Below are 16,562 nucleotides of genomic sequence, written 5' to 3'. Positions count from 1 at the left end.
CCGCGGCCGCCTCACCCGCCATCTCCAGCAGATGCGCCCGGACCGCGACCGCGCGATGGTTGCCGGCGAGCCGCCGGTCGTCCGCCACCGTCGCGAGGAGATCCAGCCCGGCGCGGGGGCCGGCGAGCATGCCCACGGCGGCCGCTCGGTTCACCGTGACCATCGGGTTGGGTGCGACGTGCGACAGCACCCGGTACAGCGCGACGATCTGCGCCCAGTCGGTGTCCTCGGCGCGGGCGGCCTCCGCGTGCACCGCGGCGATCGCGGCCTGCAGTTGGTAGGGCCCGGGCGGGGCGGCGCTGAGCGCGGCGGTGACCAGCGCGATTCCCTCGTCGATCTGCTTCCGGTCCCAGCGGGTCCGGTCCTGTTCGGCGAGGGGAATCAGCGCGCCGGACGGGTCGGTCCGGGCGTCGCGGTGGGCATCGGTGAGCAGCATGAGCGCGAGCAGGCCGGTGGTGTCGGCGTCCTCCGGCAACAGCGCGTGCAGCAGCCGGGTCAGGCGGATCGCTTCGGCGCTGAGTTCGTGGGAGGTCAGGTCGGGTCCGCCGGAGCTGGTGTAGCCCTCGTTGAAGATCAGATAGAGCACGTGGCGAACCGCCTGCAACCGTGCGGCGCGGTCGGCCGCAGCGGGCAGGGTGAAGATCGCGCCGGCGTCGCGGATCGCCTGTTTGGCGCGGGTGATGCGCCGGGTCATCGTCGCCTCCGGCACCAGGAACGCCCGCGCGATGGACACGGTGTCGAGCCCCCCGACCGCGCGCAGGGTCAGCGCGATCTGTGAGGACGGTGACAGCGCCGGATGGCAGCACAGGAACAGCAGCGTCAACGTGTCGTCGCCGTCGTGCCCCACGTCGGCGAGATCGATGACGGACCGGTCCGATTCCATTGCCGCCCAGGAATGTTCGCGGTCGCGGCGGGCACTGTCGCTGCGCCACTCGTCGGTGAGCCGCCGCTGCGCGACTGTGATCAGCCAGCCGCGCGGATTCGACGGCACACCCTCCGCCGGCCACTGCCGGTGCGCCGCGAGCAGCGCCTCCTGCACCGCGTCCTCGCACGCGTCGAACTGTCCGTGCCGCGCCGCGAGGTACCCGAGGACCTGCGGCGCGAGGGTGCGCAGCAGGTCCTGCGGGTCGCTCACATCTCGGCCCCGCCGTCGTGCATCACGGCCCGGACCTCCATCGCCCCGCCGTAGCGCACGTCGGGCCAGCGCGCGGCGATCTCCACGGCGCGGTCCAGACTGTCGACATCGACCTCGACGTAGCCGCAGAACTGTTCCTTGCTCTCCATGAACGGCCCGTCGGTGACGGTGTGCGCGGTGGTCGTCCCCTGCCGCACGGTGCGGGCCGTCGACGGGTCGGTCAATGCCTGTCCGCCGACGAGTTCACCGGATTCGGTGAGTTCGGCCATGATCGCGTCGACCTCCGCGAACAGTTCCTCCCGCGCGTTGTCGCTCAGGTCCTCGACGAAGTCGGGACGGTTGTAGATCAACAGCATGTATTTCACGGTCGTCTCCTCTGCCGTGCCCCCGGATGGGGCTTCACCCCTGAAGTCGGATCTGCGGAGCAGATCCGGACATCGCGGATCGCGCATTTCTGTTCGCCGATGTCCGGACGACGTCGCGGTCTCCGACTTCACTGTGACACGGGAACGATTTCCACCGGACGATTCGAAGGAGTTCGACGATGGCACGGCTTCGGGTACAGAATTTCGCGATCACGGTCGACGGTTGCTCCGCCGGGCCGGATCAGAGCCTGCAGAACCCCGGCGGGATCGGCGGGGAACGGATCCTCGGGTGGGTGCACGAGACCCGGTCGTTCCACCGGTCGTTCGGGAAGGACGGCGGAGAGACCGGGATCGACGACGACTTCATGGCCCGCGGGATCGACGGGATCGGCGCAACGATCATGGGCCGCAACATGTTCGCTCCCATCCGCGGAAGGTGGGAGGACAGCGACCAGTGGTCGGGCTGGTGGGGCGACGAACCACCGTTCCACCACCCGGTCTTCGTGCTCACCCACCATCCCCGCGATCCGATCACCCTGGGCGGCGGCACCGTCTTCCACTTCGTCACCGGCGGCATCGAGGACGCGCTCGCACAGGCCGTCGAGGCCGCCGGAGGCGCGGATGTGCGGGTCGGGGGCGGTCCCGCGACCGTCCGGCAGTACCTGCGCGCGGGGCTGGTCGACGAGATGCACCTGGCGATCGTGCCGGTGCTGCTCGGCCGCGGCGAGCGCGTGTTCGACGACGATGTGCTCACCACCGATTTCGAGTGCGTCGAGTTCGTCGCGTCCCCCTCCGTCGCCCATGCCCGATTCGTCCGCGTCGGAAGCGCCCCTTATGACGGTTGATGTACCGATATTTCTGTACACCGATCGTCATCTCCGGCGCGGACGGAGTACCTGGCGGTGTGCGACGGGTTTAGGTTGGAGGTCATGGCTCCGCGGATCAACAAGGACACCCGGCTGTGCATCTCCCTCTCGGGCCGGCCCAGCAACATCGGCACCCGATTCCACAACTACCTGTACGACGAACTCGGCCTGGACTACGTGTACAAGGCGTTCGCGCCCACGGACATCGAGGCCGCGGTCACGGGCATCCGCGGGCTCGGTATCCGCGGTGCGGGGGTGTCGATGCCGTTCAAGGAGAAGGTGATCCCGCTCGTCGACGTGATGCACGAGTCGGCCCGCGCGATCGATTCGGTCAACACCATCGTCAACGAGGACGGGGTGCTGCACGCCTACAACACCGACTTCCAGGCGGTGCTGGACCTGCTCCGCGACCACGGCGTCGATCCGGCTCTGTCGGTCGCGGTCGCGGGCAGCGGCGGCATGGCCAAGGCGGTGGTCGCGGCGGTCCGGGAACACGGCTTCACCGACGTCACCGTCGTCGCGCGGAACGAGGCCGCCGGGACCGCCCTCGCCGACCGGTACGGATACGTGTGGCGCGCCGGCCTCGGCGACTCCTCCCCCGCCGCGCTGATCAACGCGACCCCGATCGGCATGGCGGGCGGTCCCGACGCCGACGCGCTGCCGTTCCCGTCCGCCGCGGTCGAGGCCGCGACGGTGGTCTTCGACGTGGTCGCGATGCCACCCGAGACACCGCTGATCCGGGCGGGACGCGCCCACGGTCACACGGTCATCACCGGCGCCGAGGTGATCGCGCTGCAGGCGGCGCTGCAGTTCGCGCTGTACACGGGCGTGACCCCGACACCCGACCAGGTGCGCCGCGCGTCGGAGTTCTCCCGCTCCTGACGTTGCCGCTCACGGCCGGTCGCGCAGTTCCTCGGCCTTCGCGAGCAGAACGGCGCGCTCCCGTTCGTTGCCGGTCAGCCGCGCAGCCTCGAGCAGCTCGGCGCGGGCTTCGTCGATGCGGCCCAGCTGCCGGAGCAGCTCGCCGCGCACGCTCGGCAACAGGTGGTAGCCGGCGAGTTCGCCGTCGGCGACGAGCTTGTCGACGTATTCCAGCGCGGGCGCCGGGCCGTACGCCATGGACACGGCCGCGGCGCGGTTGAGTTCGACCACCGGCGACGACGCGACCTGCCCGAGCGCCTCGTAGAGAAGCACGATCGTCTCCCAATCGGTGTCCTCGAAAGTTGCTGCGCGCGCGTGACACTCGGCGATCGCCGCCTGCAGGGCGTACGGTCCGCGACCCCGGCCGACCGCGTCGGCCCGGGCGAGAGCCGCGACGCCGCGGGTGATCTGGGCGCGATCCCAGCGCGTGCGGTCCTGGTCGGCCAGCAGGATCGGTTCCCCCGTCGGCGTGGTGCGGGCACCGAATCGCGCCGCCGTGAGTTCCATCAGGGCGACGAGCCCGTGGGCTTCGGGTTCCTGCGGCACGAGCTCGGCGAGGATCCGGGCGAGCCGCAACGCCTCGGCCCCGAGATCCGTCCGCATCCATTCGGACCCCGAGGTCGCGGCGTATCCCTCGTTGAACACCAGGTAGAGCACATTGAGAACGGCGCCCAGCCGGTTCGCGAACTCCGCACGCGGCGGCACCTCGAACGGAACCTTGGCCGCGGTGAGGGTCTTCTTGGCGCGAACGATGCGTTGCTGCACCGTCGCGGTGGGGATCATGAAGGCGCGGGCGATCTCCTCGGTGGTCAGGCCGCCGACCACCCGGAGCGTCAACGCGACCTGCGCTTTGCGGCCCAGGACCGGGTGGCACGCGATGAACATCAGCCGAAGCACGTCGTCGTCGATGCGATCGGGATCCCAGGCCTCGTCGTCGAAGCGCGACGCGTCGAGGTCGCGCGCGATCGCCGCGTAGCGCTCGTCGAGCAGGTCCCGGCGCCGCCACCCGTCGATCGCCCGGCGTTTGGCGACGGCGGTCAGCCAGGCCGCGGGGTTACGGGGAACCCCGCCGGCCGGCCACTGCTCGAGGGCTTCGAGCAGCGCTTGGCCGGCGAGGTCCTCGGCGAGATCGAGGTCACCGACGATACGGGTCAGCGCTGCAACGATTTTCGCCGATTCGATGCGCCACACCGCCTCGACGGCCCGGCGTGCGCTGTCTGCGTCGGCGTTCTCGGCCACGGGCTCAGCCGGTGATCGGCCGGTCCGTGCCCAGCTGCTCGCGCCAGCCCGCTTCCTTCTGGATGTACTCGTTGGTCTGGTCGAAGTCCTCGAGCTCGTTCACCCTGCGCACTTCCAGTTTGCTGCCCGGGCCCAGGGGGCAGCGCCGGGCCCATTCGGCTGCCTCTTCCTTCGTCGCGGTCTGGATGATCCAGAAGCCGGAGAACAGTTCCTTCGTCTCGCCGTAGGGCCCGTCCGACACGAGCGGAGGATCGGAGTCGAAGTCGACGACGAATCCGTCCTCGGGGTCGGACAGCCCTTCCCCGGCGAGCATGACACCCGCCTTGATGAGCTCTTCGTTGTATCGCCCCATCGCGTTGACGATTTCCGTGAAATCCGCTTCCTTCGACGCTGCGAGCGCCTGGTCGGTGACTCGCAGGATCAGCATGTACTTCATGAGGTTCTCCTCCGTCACGGGACCGCATCTCCGGTCCGTTCACGTACACGTCGAGCAGCGCGGCCGTCGATCGACACTTCGCGGAGAATTTCTCGGCTCCGTGGGCCGACGGCATCGACCGTAGTCGGATCCACGGACGAGGAGGGCCGAATTCAGATCGTCCGAGCCTCCTCGAGCAGATCGAGAACCTCGCCGGCCACGGCGGTGGCGATCCGCATCTCGGCACGTGTCGCGTCGCGGGTCGTGGGATTCTGCAGACCGAAGTTGTTGACCCACGCGACCGTCCGGGCGGATTGGAACATCAACGTCGTGGTCCGCTCGGCGCCGAGCAGATCGCCGACGAACCAGCCGGTGAAGAACGGTCCGAGGTCGGTGCCGTACACGGCCTTGAACTCTTCGGCGATGCGCGGTGCGGCGGCGACGAGGGCGTTCCCGAAAGTGTAGAAATCGCGGGTGTGTTCGGGACCGGATCCGATGGTGACGAGCGCTTCGGGGAAGTCGGTGACGAGATGCGCGACGATCGCCGCGGTCAGCACCCGGCCGGGACTGCGATCGCACTGCTCGGTGAGCGCGAACGCGTCGGCCCAGTGCGGCGCCGGGGTTCCGCCGGTGACGTATTCGTGCAGGTTCGCGACGTACAGGCGCACGACCTCGACGGCAAGATCGCTCGCCCACTGCTCGTCGTCGTAGATGCCGGCGTTGAGCGTCGGACCGGTCAGCTCGAGGATCTCGTCGAACGCCAGCACGAACGTGCCGCGATAGTCGCCACTGTGGACGAGCAGCTCGCGCAGCCGCGCGATGCGGTCGCGCGCGGCGTCGAACGAGTCGATACCGGCGGGATCGGTGACCTCGGCGAGGCGGGCCTGTTCGAATCCGGAGGCCGCGGGTACGCACTGCGACGAGACAGGGGCACCCGTATCCGCGGCGCCTGCGGCGGGAGCAACCAGGGCACAACCGAGTGCGAGAACTACGGCCGATGTCGCGAATCCAGTCAATTTACGCATCCTAAAAAAATACAAATTTCTGAACCCTAAGCAAGTACTAAATTAAAAATCCTAAGAAAATAAATGTGCACCGAGAATGCCTCTATTTGTCCGCCGTGGCGGTGCACGAGCGGACGCCGCGGCCCGGGCTGCGGCAGAATCCCGTCGGTGACCACCGACTCGCAGACACCGGTTCCGCTCTCCCAGCCGATCGGCGCCGGAATCGTCACGGCCCTGGTCGGATTCACCAGTTCGTTCGCGGTCGTGCTCACCGGCCTGCACGGAGTGGGCGCATCGGGGCCGGAGGCCGCATCGGGCCTGCTCACGCTGTGCGTGACACAGGGCGTCGGCATCCTGTGGCTGGCACGGCGCTACCGCACCCCGATCACCCTGGCCTGGTCGACGCCGGGCGCCGCCCTGCTCGCCGGGACCGGTGCGGTCGCCGGGGGCTGGCCCGCCGCGGTCGGCGCGTTCGTCGTGGTCGGGCTGGCCGTTGTGCTGACCGGCCTCTCACCGCACCTGGGACGCCTGATCGCGGCGATCCCGACATCGCTGGCGCAGGCCATGCTCGCCGGCGTCCTGGTGCCGTTGTGTCTGGCCCCGGTGACCTCGCTGGCAGCGGATCCCGCGGCGATCGCCCCCGTCGCGCTGACCTGGCTGATCGTGCTGCGGTTGCGCCCGCGGTGGGCGGTCCCGGCCGCATTCGCCGCGGCCGCGGTCGTGATCGCGATCGGCTTGGCGCGCTCGGGAACTCGTCCGGCGCCGACGGATCTGCTGCCGTCGCTCTCGTTCACCGCACCGGCGTGGACCTGGCAGGCGCTGCTCGGCATCGCGTTGCCGCTGTACATCGTGACGATGGCCTCGCAGAACATCCCCGGAACCGCGGTGCTCTCGTCGTTCGGCTACCGAACGCCCTGGCGCGCAGCGATGGCGGTGACCGGACTCGGAACGGTGCTCGGCGCCCCCTCCGGCGGGCACGCCATCAACCTGGCGGCGATCAGCGCGGCCCTGTCAGCGGCGCCCGAGGCCGACCCGGACCCGAACCGCCGCTGGGTGGCGGCGTGGACAGCCGGCTGGTCGTACCTGGCACTCGCCCTGCTGTCCACCGCGGTGGCGACCCTGGTGGCGCTCGCCCCGGCCGGGGTCGTCGAAACGGTTGCCGGGCTTGCACTACTGTCCACCTTGGGCAGCGCGCTCGCATCCTCGTTGCGCGACACCGACGGTCGCGAAGCCGCGGTCGTGACGTTCCTGGTCGCGGCGTCGGGGCTGAGCGCCTTCGGCATCGGAGCGGCCTTCTGGGCGCTGGTGGCGGGTCTCGCGGTGCGCGCGGTCCTGTCGTTCGAACAGTCGAATTCAGGTACAGGAAAGGTTGTGGAGCGGTAACGATTCGGCCCGAGCAAGCCTCGACGGTCTCTCTTCAGGTGAAGTTCGATGCTTCCTGACACAATGATCTAGTGACCAACCGCCAGCCGACGACTCCCGACGCGCAGCCCGACCCGGCCCGCTTCCCGGCGCTGTGGCCGATGCAGACACGTTGGGCGGACAACGACCACTACGGCCACGTCAACAACGTCACCTACTACTCGTACTTCGATTCCGCGGTCAACGGCTGGCTCATGGCGACGACCGGCGTGGACATCCGCGAGCTCGACGCCATCGGTGTGGTCGCCGAAACCTCCTGCCGCTACATCGCGGAACTCTCGTTCCCCGACCGATTGCAGGTGGGCATCGACGTCGACCGCCTCGGCAAACGCAGCATCACCTACCAGCTGGCGATCTTCCGCGAGGGCCCGGACGGCGCGCTGACACCGGCAGCGACCGGGCGTTTCGTGCACGTCTACGTCGACGCGCGCACGCGCAGGCCGGTACCGATTCCGGACGAGATCCGCAAGGCCGTGATGCAGCTGGTCAAGGGCGCGCCGGAACGACCGGCATCCTGAACCGTAGCCCTTACCAAGCATCCGCTTGGCAGGGTATTCATTTACCGGATTAGACTTCGTCGGGACTGTGCAGTTCCATCCAGAGGAAGTGATCCGAAGACATGCGCGATGCAGTGATCGTCGAGGCTGTACGTACCCCCATCGGCAAGCGCGGCGGCGGCCTGTCCGGCGTCCACGCCGTCGAGCTCTCCGCCCACATCCTCCGCACCATCGCGGAGCGGACCGGAATCGACCCCGCCCTCGTCGACGACGTGCACTGGGGCACCGTCCAGTCGGTGGGCATGCAGTCCGGCAACATCGGCCGCATGGCCGTGCTCGGCGCCGGCTGGCCCGAATCCGTCCCCGGCTTCACCATCGACCGGCAGTGCGGCTCCTCCCAGCAGGCCATCTCGACCGCCGCGGCCGCCGTGATCTCCGGCCAGGCCGACCTCATCGTCGCCGGTGGCGTCGAGATCATGTCCGCGATCCCGCTCGGCTCGTCCTCCCCCGAGGGCACCGGCCCGATGGGCGGCCCGGCCCGCGACCGCTACTCCGAGGAGCTCACCGCTCCCGGCTTCAACGGCCGCTTCAACCAGGGCGTCGGCGCCGAGATCATCGCCCGGCAGTGGGGTCTTTCCCGCACCGAACTCGACGAATACTCGGTGCAGTCGCACGAGCGCGCCGCCCGCGCGCAGGACGAGGGCCTGTTCGCCGACGAGACCGCCCCGGTCACCCTGCCCGACGGAACTGTGATCGACACCGACGAAGGCGTGCGCCGCGGTTCGACCGTCGAGAAGCTCGCCGGGCTCAAGGCTCCGTTCCTCGAGAACGGCGTCGTCACCGCCGGTAACGCCTCGCAGATCTCCGACGGCGCGTCCGGCGTCCTCGTCACCACCTCGGAGAAGGCGAAGGCCCTGGGCCTCACCCCGCTCGCGCGCGTCCACACCGCCGTCGTGACCGGCGACGATCCGGTCAAGATGCTCACCGGCCCCATCCCGGCGACCGCGCTGGCGCTGAAGAAGTCGGGTCTGACGATCGACGACATCGACGCCTTCGAGGTGAACGAGGCGTTCGCGTCGGTGCCGCTGGCGTGGCTGCGCGAGACCGGTGCCTCGATCGAGAAGCTGAACCCGCTCGGCGGCGCGATCGCGCTCGGTCACCCGCTCGGCGGCTCCGGTGGCCGTCTGGCCGCGACGCTGATCCACCACCTGCGTCGCACCGGTGGTCGCTACGGTCTGCAGACCATGTGCGAGGGCGGCGGCACCGCCAACGCCACCATCTACGAGATCCTCTAACCGCGGAACGGTCCGTGGGCGGCGGCAGGGCCCAGCAGTGCCGCCGCCCCGGCCACCAGCGCATCGCGCCAGTGCGCGTAGTCGTGGCCACCACAGAACTCGCGATAGTCGACGTCGAAGCCCTTCGCGCGCAACAGGTCCCGAACCTCGCGATTCTCCTCGATCAGCCGCGGTTCGAGTTCGCCCGCGGTCATCCAGAATCTCGAGCCGTGCGTCGCGAGGTCGTCGAGTTGCCGCTGTACGGACTGCGCCGTCTCGTCGGGTTGCCCGGGCATACCGGGTCGCGGCCACCAGAACGACCCGGACAGGCTCACCGCACCACCGAAATGCTGCGGAGCGTGCAGCGCCGCGTAGGTGGCGGCGAGCCCGCCGTAGCTCGATCCACCCACCAGGACGGAATCCGCCGCGCCGGTCGCATTCCACTCCGCCCGCAGCCACGGCAGGAGGTCGCCGGTGAGCGCTTCGAGAAATTCTGCGCTGCAGGGAAGTTCGCGTGATCGCGTCGCGGGATCGATGCTGTCGATCATCACCACCAGCGGAACACGCACGCCGCGTTCGGCGAGCAGGTCGAAGGCCGGCGCGTGCGGGATCTCCACCGCCGCGACCTTGCCGTCGAACACCACGAGGACGGGACGGTCGGCCGCGGCGAGTCCGGGAGGCTCGTAAAGCCATATCCGGCGACGCACACCGGCGAGTTCACGCGTCACCTCGGTCGTGGTGCCGCGCGCCGGCCCGGCCGAGTGCGCCCACCAGCGCTGGGCCGGCGCGCCGGGCATCACCGCTTCGGAGCGGGATCGCTGACCCATGAAGGAGAAACTCGGCAGCCGATTGCAGGGGTCGGTCACCAGATCACCGAGGACACCGCGCCACCATTCCCACTCGGTCTCGCCCTCCGACGGACGCATGATGGGTTCGGTCCGCGGAAGGAACCCGTATCCGCCGCGCCATGCCTCGGGCAGCAGGACGGACACGGCCCAGAGGTCGCTGTCCCCGAGCGGTTTCAGCGCGTGCGCCTCGGGGTCGTGCCGGTCGGTGATCCCGTTGGCGTCGAGGTAGACGTGGCGGATACCGGAATCGGCGGGGACCCGGTACACGAACGTGGCGGTCACCGTGCCCGGCGGTCCCGGATCGATCAGCGGGGAACCTTCGTCCCGCAGGCGTCGCTCCACCAGCTCCGCATCGAGCACATGGACCCCCCTACTTAGGAAACGCTCACCTAACAGTAGGGTACAGCGCATACCACTGTTGCCTTACAGGAGGATTCCGTTGTCCCAGAGAATGCCTCGTCGCCGAGGCCTCGTCACCCGGTTCGCGGTGGCGCTCGGCGCGCTTGCGATCGGCGCCGCCACCGTGGCGTGCTCGTCGGACGAAGACGCCGCGGAGACGTCCCCGACATCGGCACAGTCGGGTGAATGGCCGCGCACCGTCGAGACCGCCGACGGCCCGGTCACGCTCGACACCCGGCCGGAGCGGATCGTCTCGACGAGTGTCACGCTCACCGGCTCCCTGCTCGCCCTCGACGCACCGCTCGTCGGGACCGGCGCCCAGCCCCCGAGCTCCGGCGGCAACTCGGCCACCGACGAGCAGGGCCTGTTCCGGCAGTGGGCCGACGTGGCCGCCGAGCGGGACGTCGAGACGCTGTACCAGGGCGAGATCAACGTCGAGCGGATCACCGCGGCAGCGCCCGATCTCATCGTCGTCTCCGCCAGCGGTGCCGACTCGACGAAGGACAGCTACGACGTGCTGTCCCGGATCGCTCCCACCCTGGTCTTCGACTACACCGACAAGTCGTGGCAGGAGATCACCACCCAGCTGGCCGACGCCATCGGCGCCGAGGACCGCGCCGCCGAACTGATCGCCGAGTTCGACACGAAGGTCGACGAGGCCCGCGCCGCGATCGCACCCGCACTCGCGGAGTCCAGCGAGGCCAACATCCTCACCTACAACTCCCCGCAGGACTCACGGATCTTCACCGCCGTGTCGGCGCAGGGCCAACTCGCCGAGCGCCTCGGAATCGTGACGGCACCGCTGCCCGAGGACATCGCGAACGCCGACAAGGGGACGATGGCCGGACGCGCCGACGTCGTGCCCGCAAGCGTCGAGAACCTGTCTCGCGCCCTTCCCGGCGCCATCACGTTCATCATCAGCGCGGACGCGTCCGCCGAGGAGCGAATGAAGGCCGATGCGCTGCTCGCGGGAATCCCGTCGGTGCAGTCGGGCAAGGTCTACGCGCTGGGCTACGACAGCTTCCGCCTGGACTACTACAGCGCGAACAACGTCGTGGACCGCATCGTGGAGGCACTGACGTAGCTCGCGTCCGACGCGGACAGGACGAGGGGCCGGGCACCTGCGAGGTGCCCGGCCCCTCGCCGTTCCGGACGCTGGGCACCCGGCCCGATCGGCCGATGCCGCAGGACGTCAGCCCTGCGCCAGCCGCCGCAACAGCGGGGCGGTGCGCTGCGGCACCAGCTCCCGCATCACCAACGCCATGTTGGTGCGCTCGACACCCGGGATCTCGAGGATCTGCCCGGCCAGCCGGTACAGGTCGTCCGCGTCGGTCGCGACGACCTTCACCGACAGGTCCGTCTGCCCCGCCATGCCGTACACCTCGGTGACCTCCGGGATCTCCGCCAGCGCCGCGACGACACTGTCGAGCCGGTGCTGGTCGACCCGCGTCGCAACGTAGGCGGCGAGCGGATAACCCAGCGCGCGCGGGTCGACGCGTCGCTCGAACGACGCGAGCACCCCCTCCGCCTCCCAGCGCGCGAGCCGCGCCTGGACCGTGTTGCGCGACAATCCGAGCCGCGCCGCCAACTCCACTCCCGTCGCCCGCGGCGTGCGGGTCAGCTCGAGCAGCAGCCGGGCGTCGGTCGCATCCGGACTGGTCACATTCCGCAGTATGACACCGCATGACCCCCTCGAACCGTGCGTTCTGCACAGTCGCGGCCGAACCGATTGCGCAGCTGTCCCCGGCGTGGATGATGTGAAGTACAACACAGGTATGCCCGGGGATCGCCCCACAAGGGCGCCCGGGCCGACCCGAACGAGGTGGTCACGGTGGTCGACAAGATTGCCTATCCGGTCCAGCTGATCCAGCCGGACGGCCGACGGGTTCACAACCCGGAGTATTCCGCGCTCGTCGCCGATGTCGGCCCCGAACGCCTGCGCACCCTCTACCGCGACCTCGTCGTCGTGCGGCGCATCGACACCGAGGCAGTCGCCCTGCAACGCCAGGGCGAACTCGGCCTGTGGGCTCCCCTGCTCGGCCAGGAGGCCGCGCAGGTCGGATCCGCGCACGCGCTCGAACCCGACGACTATGTCTTCACCAGCTACCGCGAGCACGGCGTGGCCTGGTGCCGCGGCGTCGATCCCGCGGACATGACGCGAATGTGGCGGGGCTGCTCGCATTCCGGCTGGGATCCGGCGACCGTCAACACCACCAACCCGGCGATCGTCGTCGGATCGCAGGGCCTGCACGCGACCGGCTATGCGATGGGCGCCCGTCTCGACGGTGCCGAGATCGCGACCGTCGCCTACTTCGGCGACGGCGCCACCAGCCAGGGCGACATCTCCGAGGCCCTCGGCTTCGCGGTGAGCTGGAGTGCCGGGGTGGTGTTCTTCTGCCAGAACAACCACTGGGCGATCAGCGCCCCGGTGCACGTGCAGAGCCCGGTGGCACTGGCCCACCGGGCCGCCGGCTTCGGGATGCCCGCCGTGCAGGTCGACGGCAACGACGTCCTCGCCGTCCTGGCCGTCACCCGGCAGGCCGCGCGCCGCGCCCGCGAAGGCGGCGGACCGACGTTCATCGAGGCCCTCACCTACCGCATGGGTCCGCACACCACGTCCGACGACCCGACCCGCTACCGCACCCCCGCCGAACTGGAGGAATGGCGGGCACGCGATCCGCTGACCCGGGTGCGGCTGTTGCTCGACCGCGAGGGTCTCGCCGACGACGACTATCTCGCCACGGTCCAGGCCGACGCGGACGCCGCCGCGGACCGGCTGCGCACGGGCACGCTCACCGCCCCCGACCCCGAACCGCTCTCGATGTTCGATCACGTCTACGCCACCGAGCACCGGATGCTCGCCGATCAACGCGCCCGCTACGGCGAATACCTCGCCGGGTTCGACACCGCACAGTACGAGGAGGCACGGTCATGACCACCACCACGATGGCTCTCGGCGCCGCCCTCAATGCCGGGTTGCGGCGCGCGCTCGAACACGACCGCAAGGTCGTGATCATGGGCGAGGACGTCGGCCGGCTCGGCGGCGTCTTCCGCGTCACCGACACGTTGCAGAAGGACTTCGGCACCGACCGGGTCTTCGACACTCCCCTCGCCGAATCCGGCATCGTGGGAACGGCTTTCGGCATGGCGCTGCGCGGATACCGGCCGGTGTGCGAGATCCAGTTCGACGGGTTCGTCTACCCGGCCTTCGACCAGATCGTCTCGCAGGTCGCGAAGATCCACTACCGCACCGCGGGTACGGTCACCGCGCCGTTGACGATCCGCATTCCGTACGGCGGCGGGATCGGCGCCGTCGAGCACCATTCCGAGTCCCCCGAGGTGTATTTCACGCACACCGCGGGCCTGCGGGTGGTGAGCCCCGGCACTCCGTCGGACGCCTACTGGATGATCCAGCAGGCGGTGGCCCTGGACGATCCGGTGATCTTCCTCGAGCCGAAGCACCGGTACTGGGATCGCGGCGAGGTCGACCTCGACACCCCGCCGGAACTGCCGCTGGACCGGGCGCGCGTCACCCGGCCGGGCACCGATGTCACGCTCGTGACGTTCGGCGCGATGCTGACGACGACCCTGCAGGCCGCGGATATCGCTGCGGACGAAGGACATTCGATCGAGGTGATCGATCTGCGATCGCTGTCGCCGCTCGACGTCGACACCGTCGAGGCGTCGGTGCGCCGCACCGGTCGGCTCGTGGTCGCGCAGGAGGCTCCGGTGAATTGCGGGCTCGGCGCCGAAATCGCCGCGCAGATCTCCGAACGGTGCTTCTATCAGCTGGAGGCGCCGGTGCTGCGGGTCGGCGGATTCGACATCCCGTATCCGCCGGCGAAACTCGAGGCGTACCACCTACCGGACCCCGACCGCATCCTCGATGCCGTCGACCGCAGCCTCGCCGCCTGAGGGGACACACCGCCTGAAGGGACACGCCGAATGAACCAGTCCGTCAAGGAATTCCGGATGCCGGATCTCGGTGAGGGACTGACCGAGGCCGACCTCGTCTCCTGGACGGTGGCCGTCGGCGACCGCGTCGAGCTCAACCAGGTCGTCGCGGAGGTGGAAACGGCGAAGGCAGTGGTGGAGTTGCCGTCGCCGTTCGCGGGGACGGTGGCAGAACTGCTCGCCGAGCCCGGAACGACGGTGCCGGTCGGGGCACCGATCATCCGGATCGCGGTGCCCAGTGAGGGTCCCCACGACGCCGGTGCCGAATCGCATACCCCGGTGCTCGTCGGCTACGGTCCCGGCCGCCCACCGGTGAGCAAACGGGCCGCCCGGACGCTCGCGCAGGCCGGGCCGACGACCGACAGGACCTCGGGAAACGGGCACAGCGCACCGCACCTGCACGCCGAGCCACCCCGCCCGGACGCGAAGCCGTCGGCGCGACGTGAGGCCAAACGCCTCGGCATCGACCTGGCGACCGTGACCGGAACCGGCACCGGCGGGGTCGTCACCCGCTCGGACGTGCGGCGCGCCGCGGACCGGGCCGCCCGCACCGAACCCGGCGAGGAGACGCGGGTGCCGATCACGGGGGTGCGCAAACGCACCGCCGAGGCCGTGACCCGCAGTGCATTCACCGCGCCGCACGCGACGGTGTTCCTCACGTGCGACGTCACCGCGACCGTCGAGCTGGTCGAGCGGCTGCGCACGCATCCGTCGTTCGCGGACCGGCATCCGACCGCCCTGACGATCGTGGCGGCGGCGTTGCTGCGCGCGGTCGCGGACCAGCCGATCCTCAACGCGACGTGGGATCAGGACGCCGGTGAGATCGCGACGCGCACCTACGTGAACCTGGGCATCGCGACCGCCACCGACGAGGGGCTGATGGTCCCGGTGATCCGGAACGCGCACGCCCTGACGCTGCCCGACCTGGCCGGCGCGATCGCCACCGTCACCGCGACCGCGCGCGCCGGGCGCGCAACACCCACCGACCTGACGGGCGGCACGATCTCGATCACGAACGTCGGGGTGTTCGGCGTGGACGGCGGCAGCCCGATCCTCGTGCCGGGTGAGGCGGCGATCCTCGCCGTCGGGGCGATCGCGCCGCGTCCGTGGGTGGTCGACGACGCGCTCGCGGTGCGCCGGGTGGTCACGCTGTCGTTGTCGTTCGATCATCGGCTCGTCGACGGCGAGCAGGCGGGGCGGGCACTCGCGGCGATCGGCGGATTCCTCGGCGACCCGGTGCCCGCGCTGCTCGCACGCTGACCCGCGCGGGTGAGGAACCCGCCGCGGTGCCGGTAGCGTCGGGTTCCGTGACCGATCCCGCCTATCGGCGTGCCCGAGCAGCCGTCTTCGCCGTCTTCGGACTCAACGGGTTCCTGCTCGCGATGTGGGTCGTGCACATTCCGGCGGTGCAGCAGCGCGCGGGGATCGGCAACGCGACCCTGGGAACGCTGCTGCTGATGCTCGCGGTCGGCGCGATCGTCGGCATGCAGGCGACGGGGCGGCTCGCCGACCGGTTCGGCAGCGACCGCACCACCACGATCGCCGCGAGTGCCCTGGCGGTCACGGTGGCCGGTCCGGGTCTGGCGTCGCAGGGCTGGCAGCTCGCCGTCGCACTGGTGCTGTTCGGGTTCGCGAACGGCGCCCTGGACGTGTCGATGAATTCGCAGGCGGTCGTCGTCGAACAGCGTTACCGGCGGCCGATCATGGCGGCCTTCCACGGGCTGTTCTCCGTCGGCGGTGTGGCCGGGGCACTGGTCGGGGCGGCGACGCTCGCCGCCGGCTGGGCTCCGGCGATGTCGCTGGCCGTCACGGGTGCGATGGGGCTGCTGGTGGTCGCGGTCGCGTCCGGGCAGTTGGTGCGGGTGCCGCCGCATCCCCACCACGTCGATGCGGCTCCGCGCGGCGGGTATTCGCGGCGGGTACTGCTGCTCGGCGGGCTCGCGTTCATGCTGATGCTGTGCGAGGGCGTCGCCAACGACTGGAGTGCCCTGCAGGTCAAGGAGCGTCTGGGCAGCCCGGATTCGGTGGCGGCACTCGCTTTCGGGGTGTTCTCGGCGACGATGACGATCGGCCGCTTCACCGCGGATCGGATCACCGCGCGGATCGGCCCGGTGGCGTTGGTGCGGTACGGCATGCTGGTCGCCGCCGTCGGTATGGGCACGGTGATCGTCTCGCCGTGGCTGCCGCTGACCCTGGCGGGGTGGGGACTGTTCGGCGCCGGTC

Annotated in this window: 17 protein-coding genes; 10 read left to right on the top strand and 7 right to left on the bottom strand. The window is 70.0% G+C overall.

Features of this window, described 5'->3' with window-relative positions:
- Together I0Q12_RS13575 and I0Q12_RS13570 are read right to left on the bottom strand one after the other, a co-directional pair.
- Window positions 1-1,135 (bottom strand): RNA polymerase sigma factor (locus I0Q12_RS13575; RefSeq protein WP_197252420.1); only part of this gene is annotated, 1,135 nt, incomplete at its 3' end.
- Window positions 1,132-1,491, bottom strand: coding sequence for a YciI family protein (locus I0Q12_RS13570; RefSeq protein ID WP_231610596.1), 360 nt, complete (start codon window positions 1,489-1,491; stop codon window positions 1,132-1,134). The genes I0Q12_RS13570 and I0Q12_RS13575, both read right to left, overlap by 4 nt.
- 188 nt (window positions 1,492-1,679) lie before the next feature.
- Here I0Q12_RS13570 and I0Q12_RS13565 point away from each other — a divergent pair, with 188 nt between their 5' ends.
- Complete coding sequence (locus tag I0Q12_RS13565) at window positions 1,680-2,345, top strand: dihydrofolate reductase family protein (protein WP_197252418.1); 666 nt, start codon at window positions 1,680-1,682, stop codon at window positions 2,343-2,345.
- A gap of 84 nt (window positions 2,346-2,429) precedes the next feature.
- Window positions 2,430-3,248 carry a shikimate 5-dehydrogenase gene (locus I0Q12_RS13560; protein ID WP_197252417.1) on the top strand — a complete coding sequence of 273 codons (819 nt, stop codon included), beginning with the start codon at window positions 2,430-2,432 and terminating at the stop codon, window positions 3,246-3,248.
- 9 nt (window positions 3,249-3,257) lie between these two features.
- Here I0Q12_RS13560 and I0Q12_RS13555 read toward each other — a convergent pair whose 3' ends face one another.
- From I0Q12_RS13555 to I0Q12_RS13545, 3 genes are all read right to left on the bottom strand, one after another.
- Complete coding sequence (locus I0Q12_RS13555; RefSeq protein WP_197252416.1) at window positions 3,258-4,526, bottom strand: RNA polymerase sigma factor; 1,269 nt, start codon at window positions 4,524-4,526, stop codon at window positions 3,258-3,260.
- 4 nt (window positions 4,527-4,530) lie between these two features.
- Window positions 4,531-4,962, bottom strand: coding sequence for a YciI family protein (locus tag I0Q12_RS13550; protein WP_197252415.1), 432 nt, complete (start codon window positions 4,960-4,962; stop codon window positions 4,531-4,533).
- A gap of 152 nt (window positions 4,963-5,114) precedes the next feature.
- A complete protein-coding gene (locus I0Q12_RS13545) occupies window positions 5,115-5,966 on the bottom strand; it encodes a DUF5995 family protein (protein ID WP_197252414.1) in 852 nt (283 codons plus the stop codon).
- A gap of 147 nt (window positions 5,967-6,113) precedes the next feature.
- Here I0Q12_RS13545 and I0Q12_RS13540 point away from each other — a divergent pair, with 147 nt between their 5' ends.
- The 3 genes from I0Q12_RS13540 to I0Q12_RS13530 all read left to right on the top strand — a co-directional run bounded on the left by I0Q12_RS13540 (window position 6,114) and on the right by I0Q12_RS13530 (window position 9,159).
- A complete protein-coding gene (locus I0Q12_RS13540) occupies window positions 6,114-7,328 on the top strand; it encodes a benzoate/H(+) symporter BenE family transporter (RefSeq protein WP_307846229.1) in 1,215 nt (404 codons plus the stop codon).
- Window positions 7,329-7,399: 71 nt separating this feature from the next.
- Window positions 7,400-7,885, top strand: coding sequence for a thioesterase family protein (locus tag I0Q12_RS13535; RefSeq protein ID WP_307846227.1), 486 nt, complete (start codon window positions 7,400-7,402; stop codon window positions 7,883-7,885).
- 101 nt (window positions 7,886-7,986) lie between these two features.
- Entirely contained in the window at window positions 7,987-9,159 is a 1,173-nt protein-coding gene (locus I0Q12_RS13530) for a thiolase family protein (RefSeq protein ID WP_197252412.1), read from the top strand.
- On the opposite strand, the gene fes is transcribed toward I0Q12_RS13530, so the two are convergent.
- Window positions 9,156-10,346, bottom strand: coding sequence for an enterochelin esterase (gene fes, locus I0Q12_RS13525; protein ID WP_307846226.1), 1,191 nt, complete (start codon window positions 10,344-10,346; stop codon window positions 9,156-9,158). The genes I0Q12_RS13530 and fes overlap by 4 nt on opposite strands.
- A 79-nt stretch (window positions 10,347-10,425) precedes the next feature.
- On the opposite strand from fes, the gene fepB reads away from it, so the two are divergent.
- Window positions 10,426-11,469, top strand: coding sequence for a Fe2+-enterobactin ABC transporter substrate-binding protein (fepB, locus tag I0Q12_RS13520; protein WP_231610589.1), 1,044 nt, complete (start codon window positions 10,426-10,428; stop codon window positions 11,467-11,469).
- A 108-nt stretch (window positions 11,470-11,577) separates the two neighbouring features.
- Here fepB and I0Q12_RS13515 read toward each other — a convergent pair whose 3' ends face one another.
- Complete coding sequence (locus I0Q12_RS13515) at window positions 11,578-12,048, bottom strand: Lrp/AsnC family transcriptional regulator (RefSeq protein ID WP_197252410.1); 471 nt, start codon at window positions 12,046-12,048, stop codon at window positions 11,578-11,580.
- A gap of 168 nt (window positions 12,049-12,216) precedes the next feature.
- Between I0Q12_RS13515 and pdhA the strand changes: the two genes are divergently transcribed.
- The 4 genes from pdhA to I0Q12_RS13495 all read left to right on the top strand — a co-directional run.
- Window positions 12,217-13,320 carry a pyruvate dehydrogenase (acetyl-transferring) E1 component subunit alpha gene (gene pdhA / locus I0Q12_RS13510; RefSeq protein WP_197252409.1) on the top strand — a complete coding sequence of 368 codons (1,104 nt, stop codon included), beginning with the start codon at window positions 12,217-12,219 and terminating at the stop codon, window positions 13,318-13,320.
- On the top strand, window positions 13,317-14,300 hold the full coding sequence (locus tag I0Q12_RS13505; protein WP_197252408.1) for an alpha-ketoacid dehydrogenase subunit beta: 984 nt from the start codon (window positions 13,317-13,319) through the stop codon (window positions 14,298-14,300). The genes pdhA and I0Q12_RS13505 overlap by 4 nt, the downstream gene beginning before the upstream one ends.
- 30 nt (window positions 14,301-14,330) lie before the next feature.
- Entirely contained in the window at window positions 14,331-15,599 is a 1,269-nt protein-coding gene (locus I0Q12_RS13500) for a dihydrolipoamide acetyltransferase family protein (RefSeq protein ID WP_197252407.1), read from the top strand.
- 47 nt (window positions 15,600-15,646) lie between these two features.
- Window positions 15,647-16,562: MFS transporter (locus tag I0Q12_RS13495; protein WP_197252406.1), on the top strand; the 916-nt coding region annotated here is incomplete at its 3' end.

The sequence above is a fragment of the Rhodococcus sp. CX genome (assembly GCF_015865005.1).
GTDB lineage: Bacteria > Actinomycetota > Actinomycetes > Mycobacteriales > Mycobacteriaceae > Rhodococcus.
Note: the sequence above shows the minus strand (reverse complement) of the source record. Positions and strands in the feature narration are given on the sequence as shown.

What these genes read in the sequence shown, in the direction of transcription:
- I0Q12_RS13570 (WP_231610596.1), bottom strand. Translation starts at nt 1,491, where the DNA reads ATGCTGTTGATCTACAACCGTCCCGACTTCGTCGAGGACCTGAGCGAC.
- I0Q12_RS13565 (WP_197252418.1), top strand. Translation starts at nt 1,680, where the DNA reads ATGGCACGGCTTCGGGTACAGAATTTCGCGATCACGGTCGACGGTTGC.
- I0Q12_RS13560 (WP_197252417.1), top strand. Translation starts at nt 2,430, where the DNA reads ATGGCTCCGCGGATCAACAAGGACACCCGGCTGTGCATCTCCCTCTCG.
- I0Q12_RS13550 (WP_197252415.1), bottom strand. Translation starts at nt 4,962, where the DNA reads ATGAAGTACATGCTGATCCTGCGAGTCACCGACCAGGCGCTCGCAGCG.
- I0Q12_RS13545 (WP_197252414.1), bottom strand. Translation starts at nt 5,966, where the DNA reads ATGCGTAAATTGACTGGATTCGCGACATCGGCCGTAGTTCTCGCACTC.
- I0Q12_RS13530 (WP_197252412.1), top strand. Translation starts at nt 7,987, where the DNA reads ATGCGCGATGCAGTGATCGTCGAGGCTGTACGTACCCCCATCGGCAAG.
- I0Q12_RS13505 (WP_197252408.1), top strand. Translation starts at nt 13,317, where the DNA reads ATGACCACCACCACGATGGCTCTCGGCGCCGCCCTCAATGCCGGGTTG.
- I0Q12_RS13500 (WP_197252407.1), top strand. Translation starts at nt 14,331, where the DNA reads ATGAACCAGTCCGTCAAGGAATTCCGGATGCCGGATCTCGGTGAGGGA.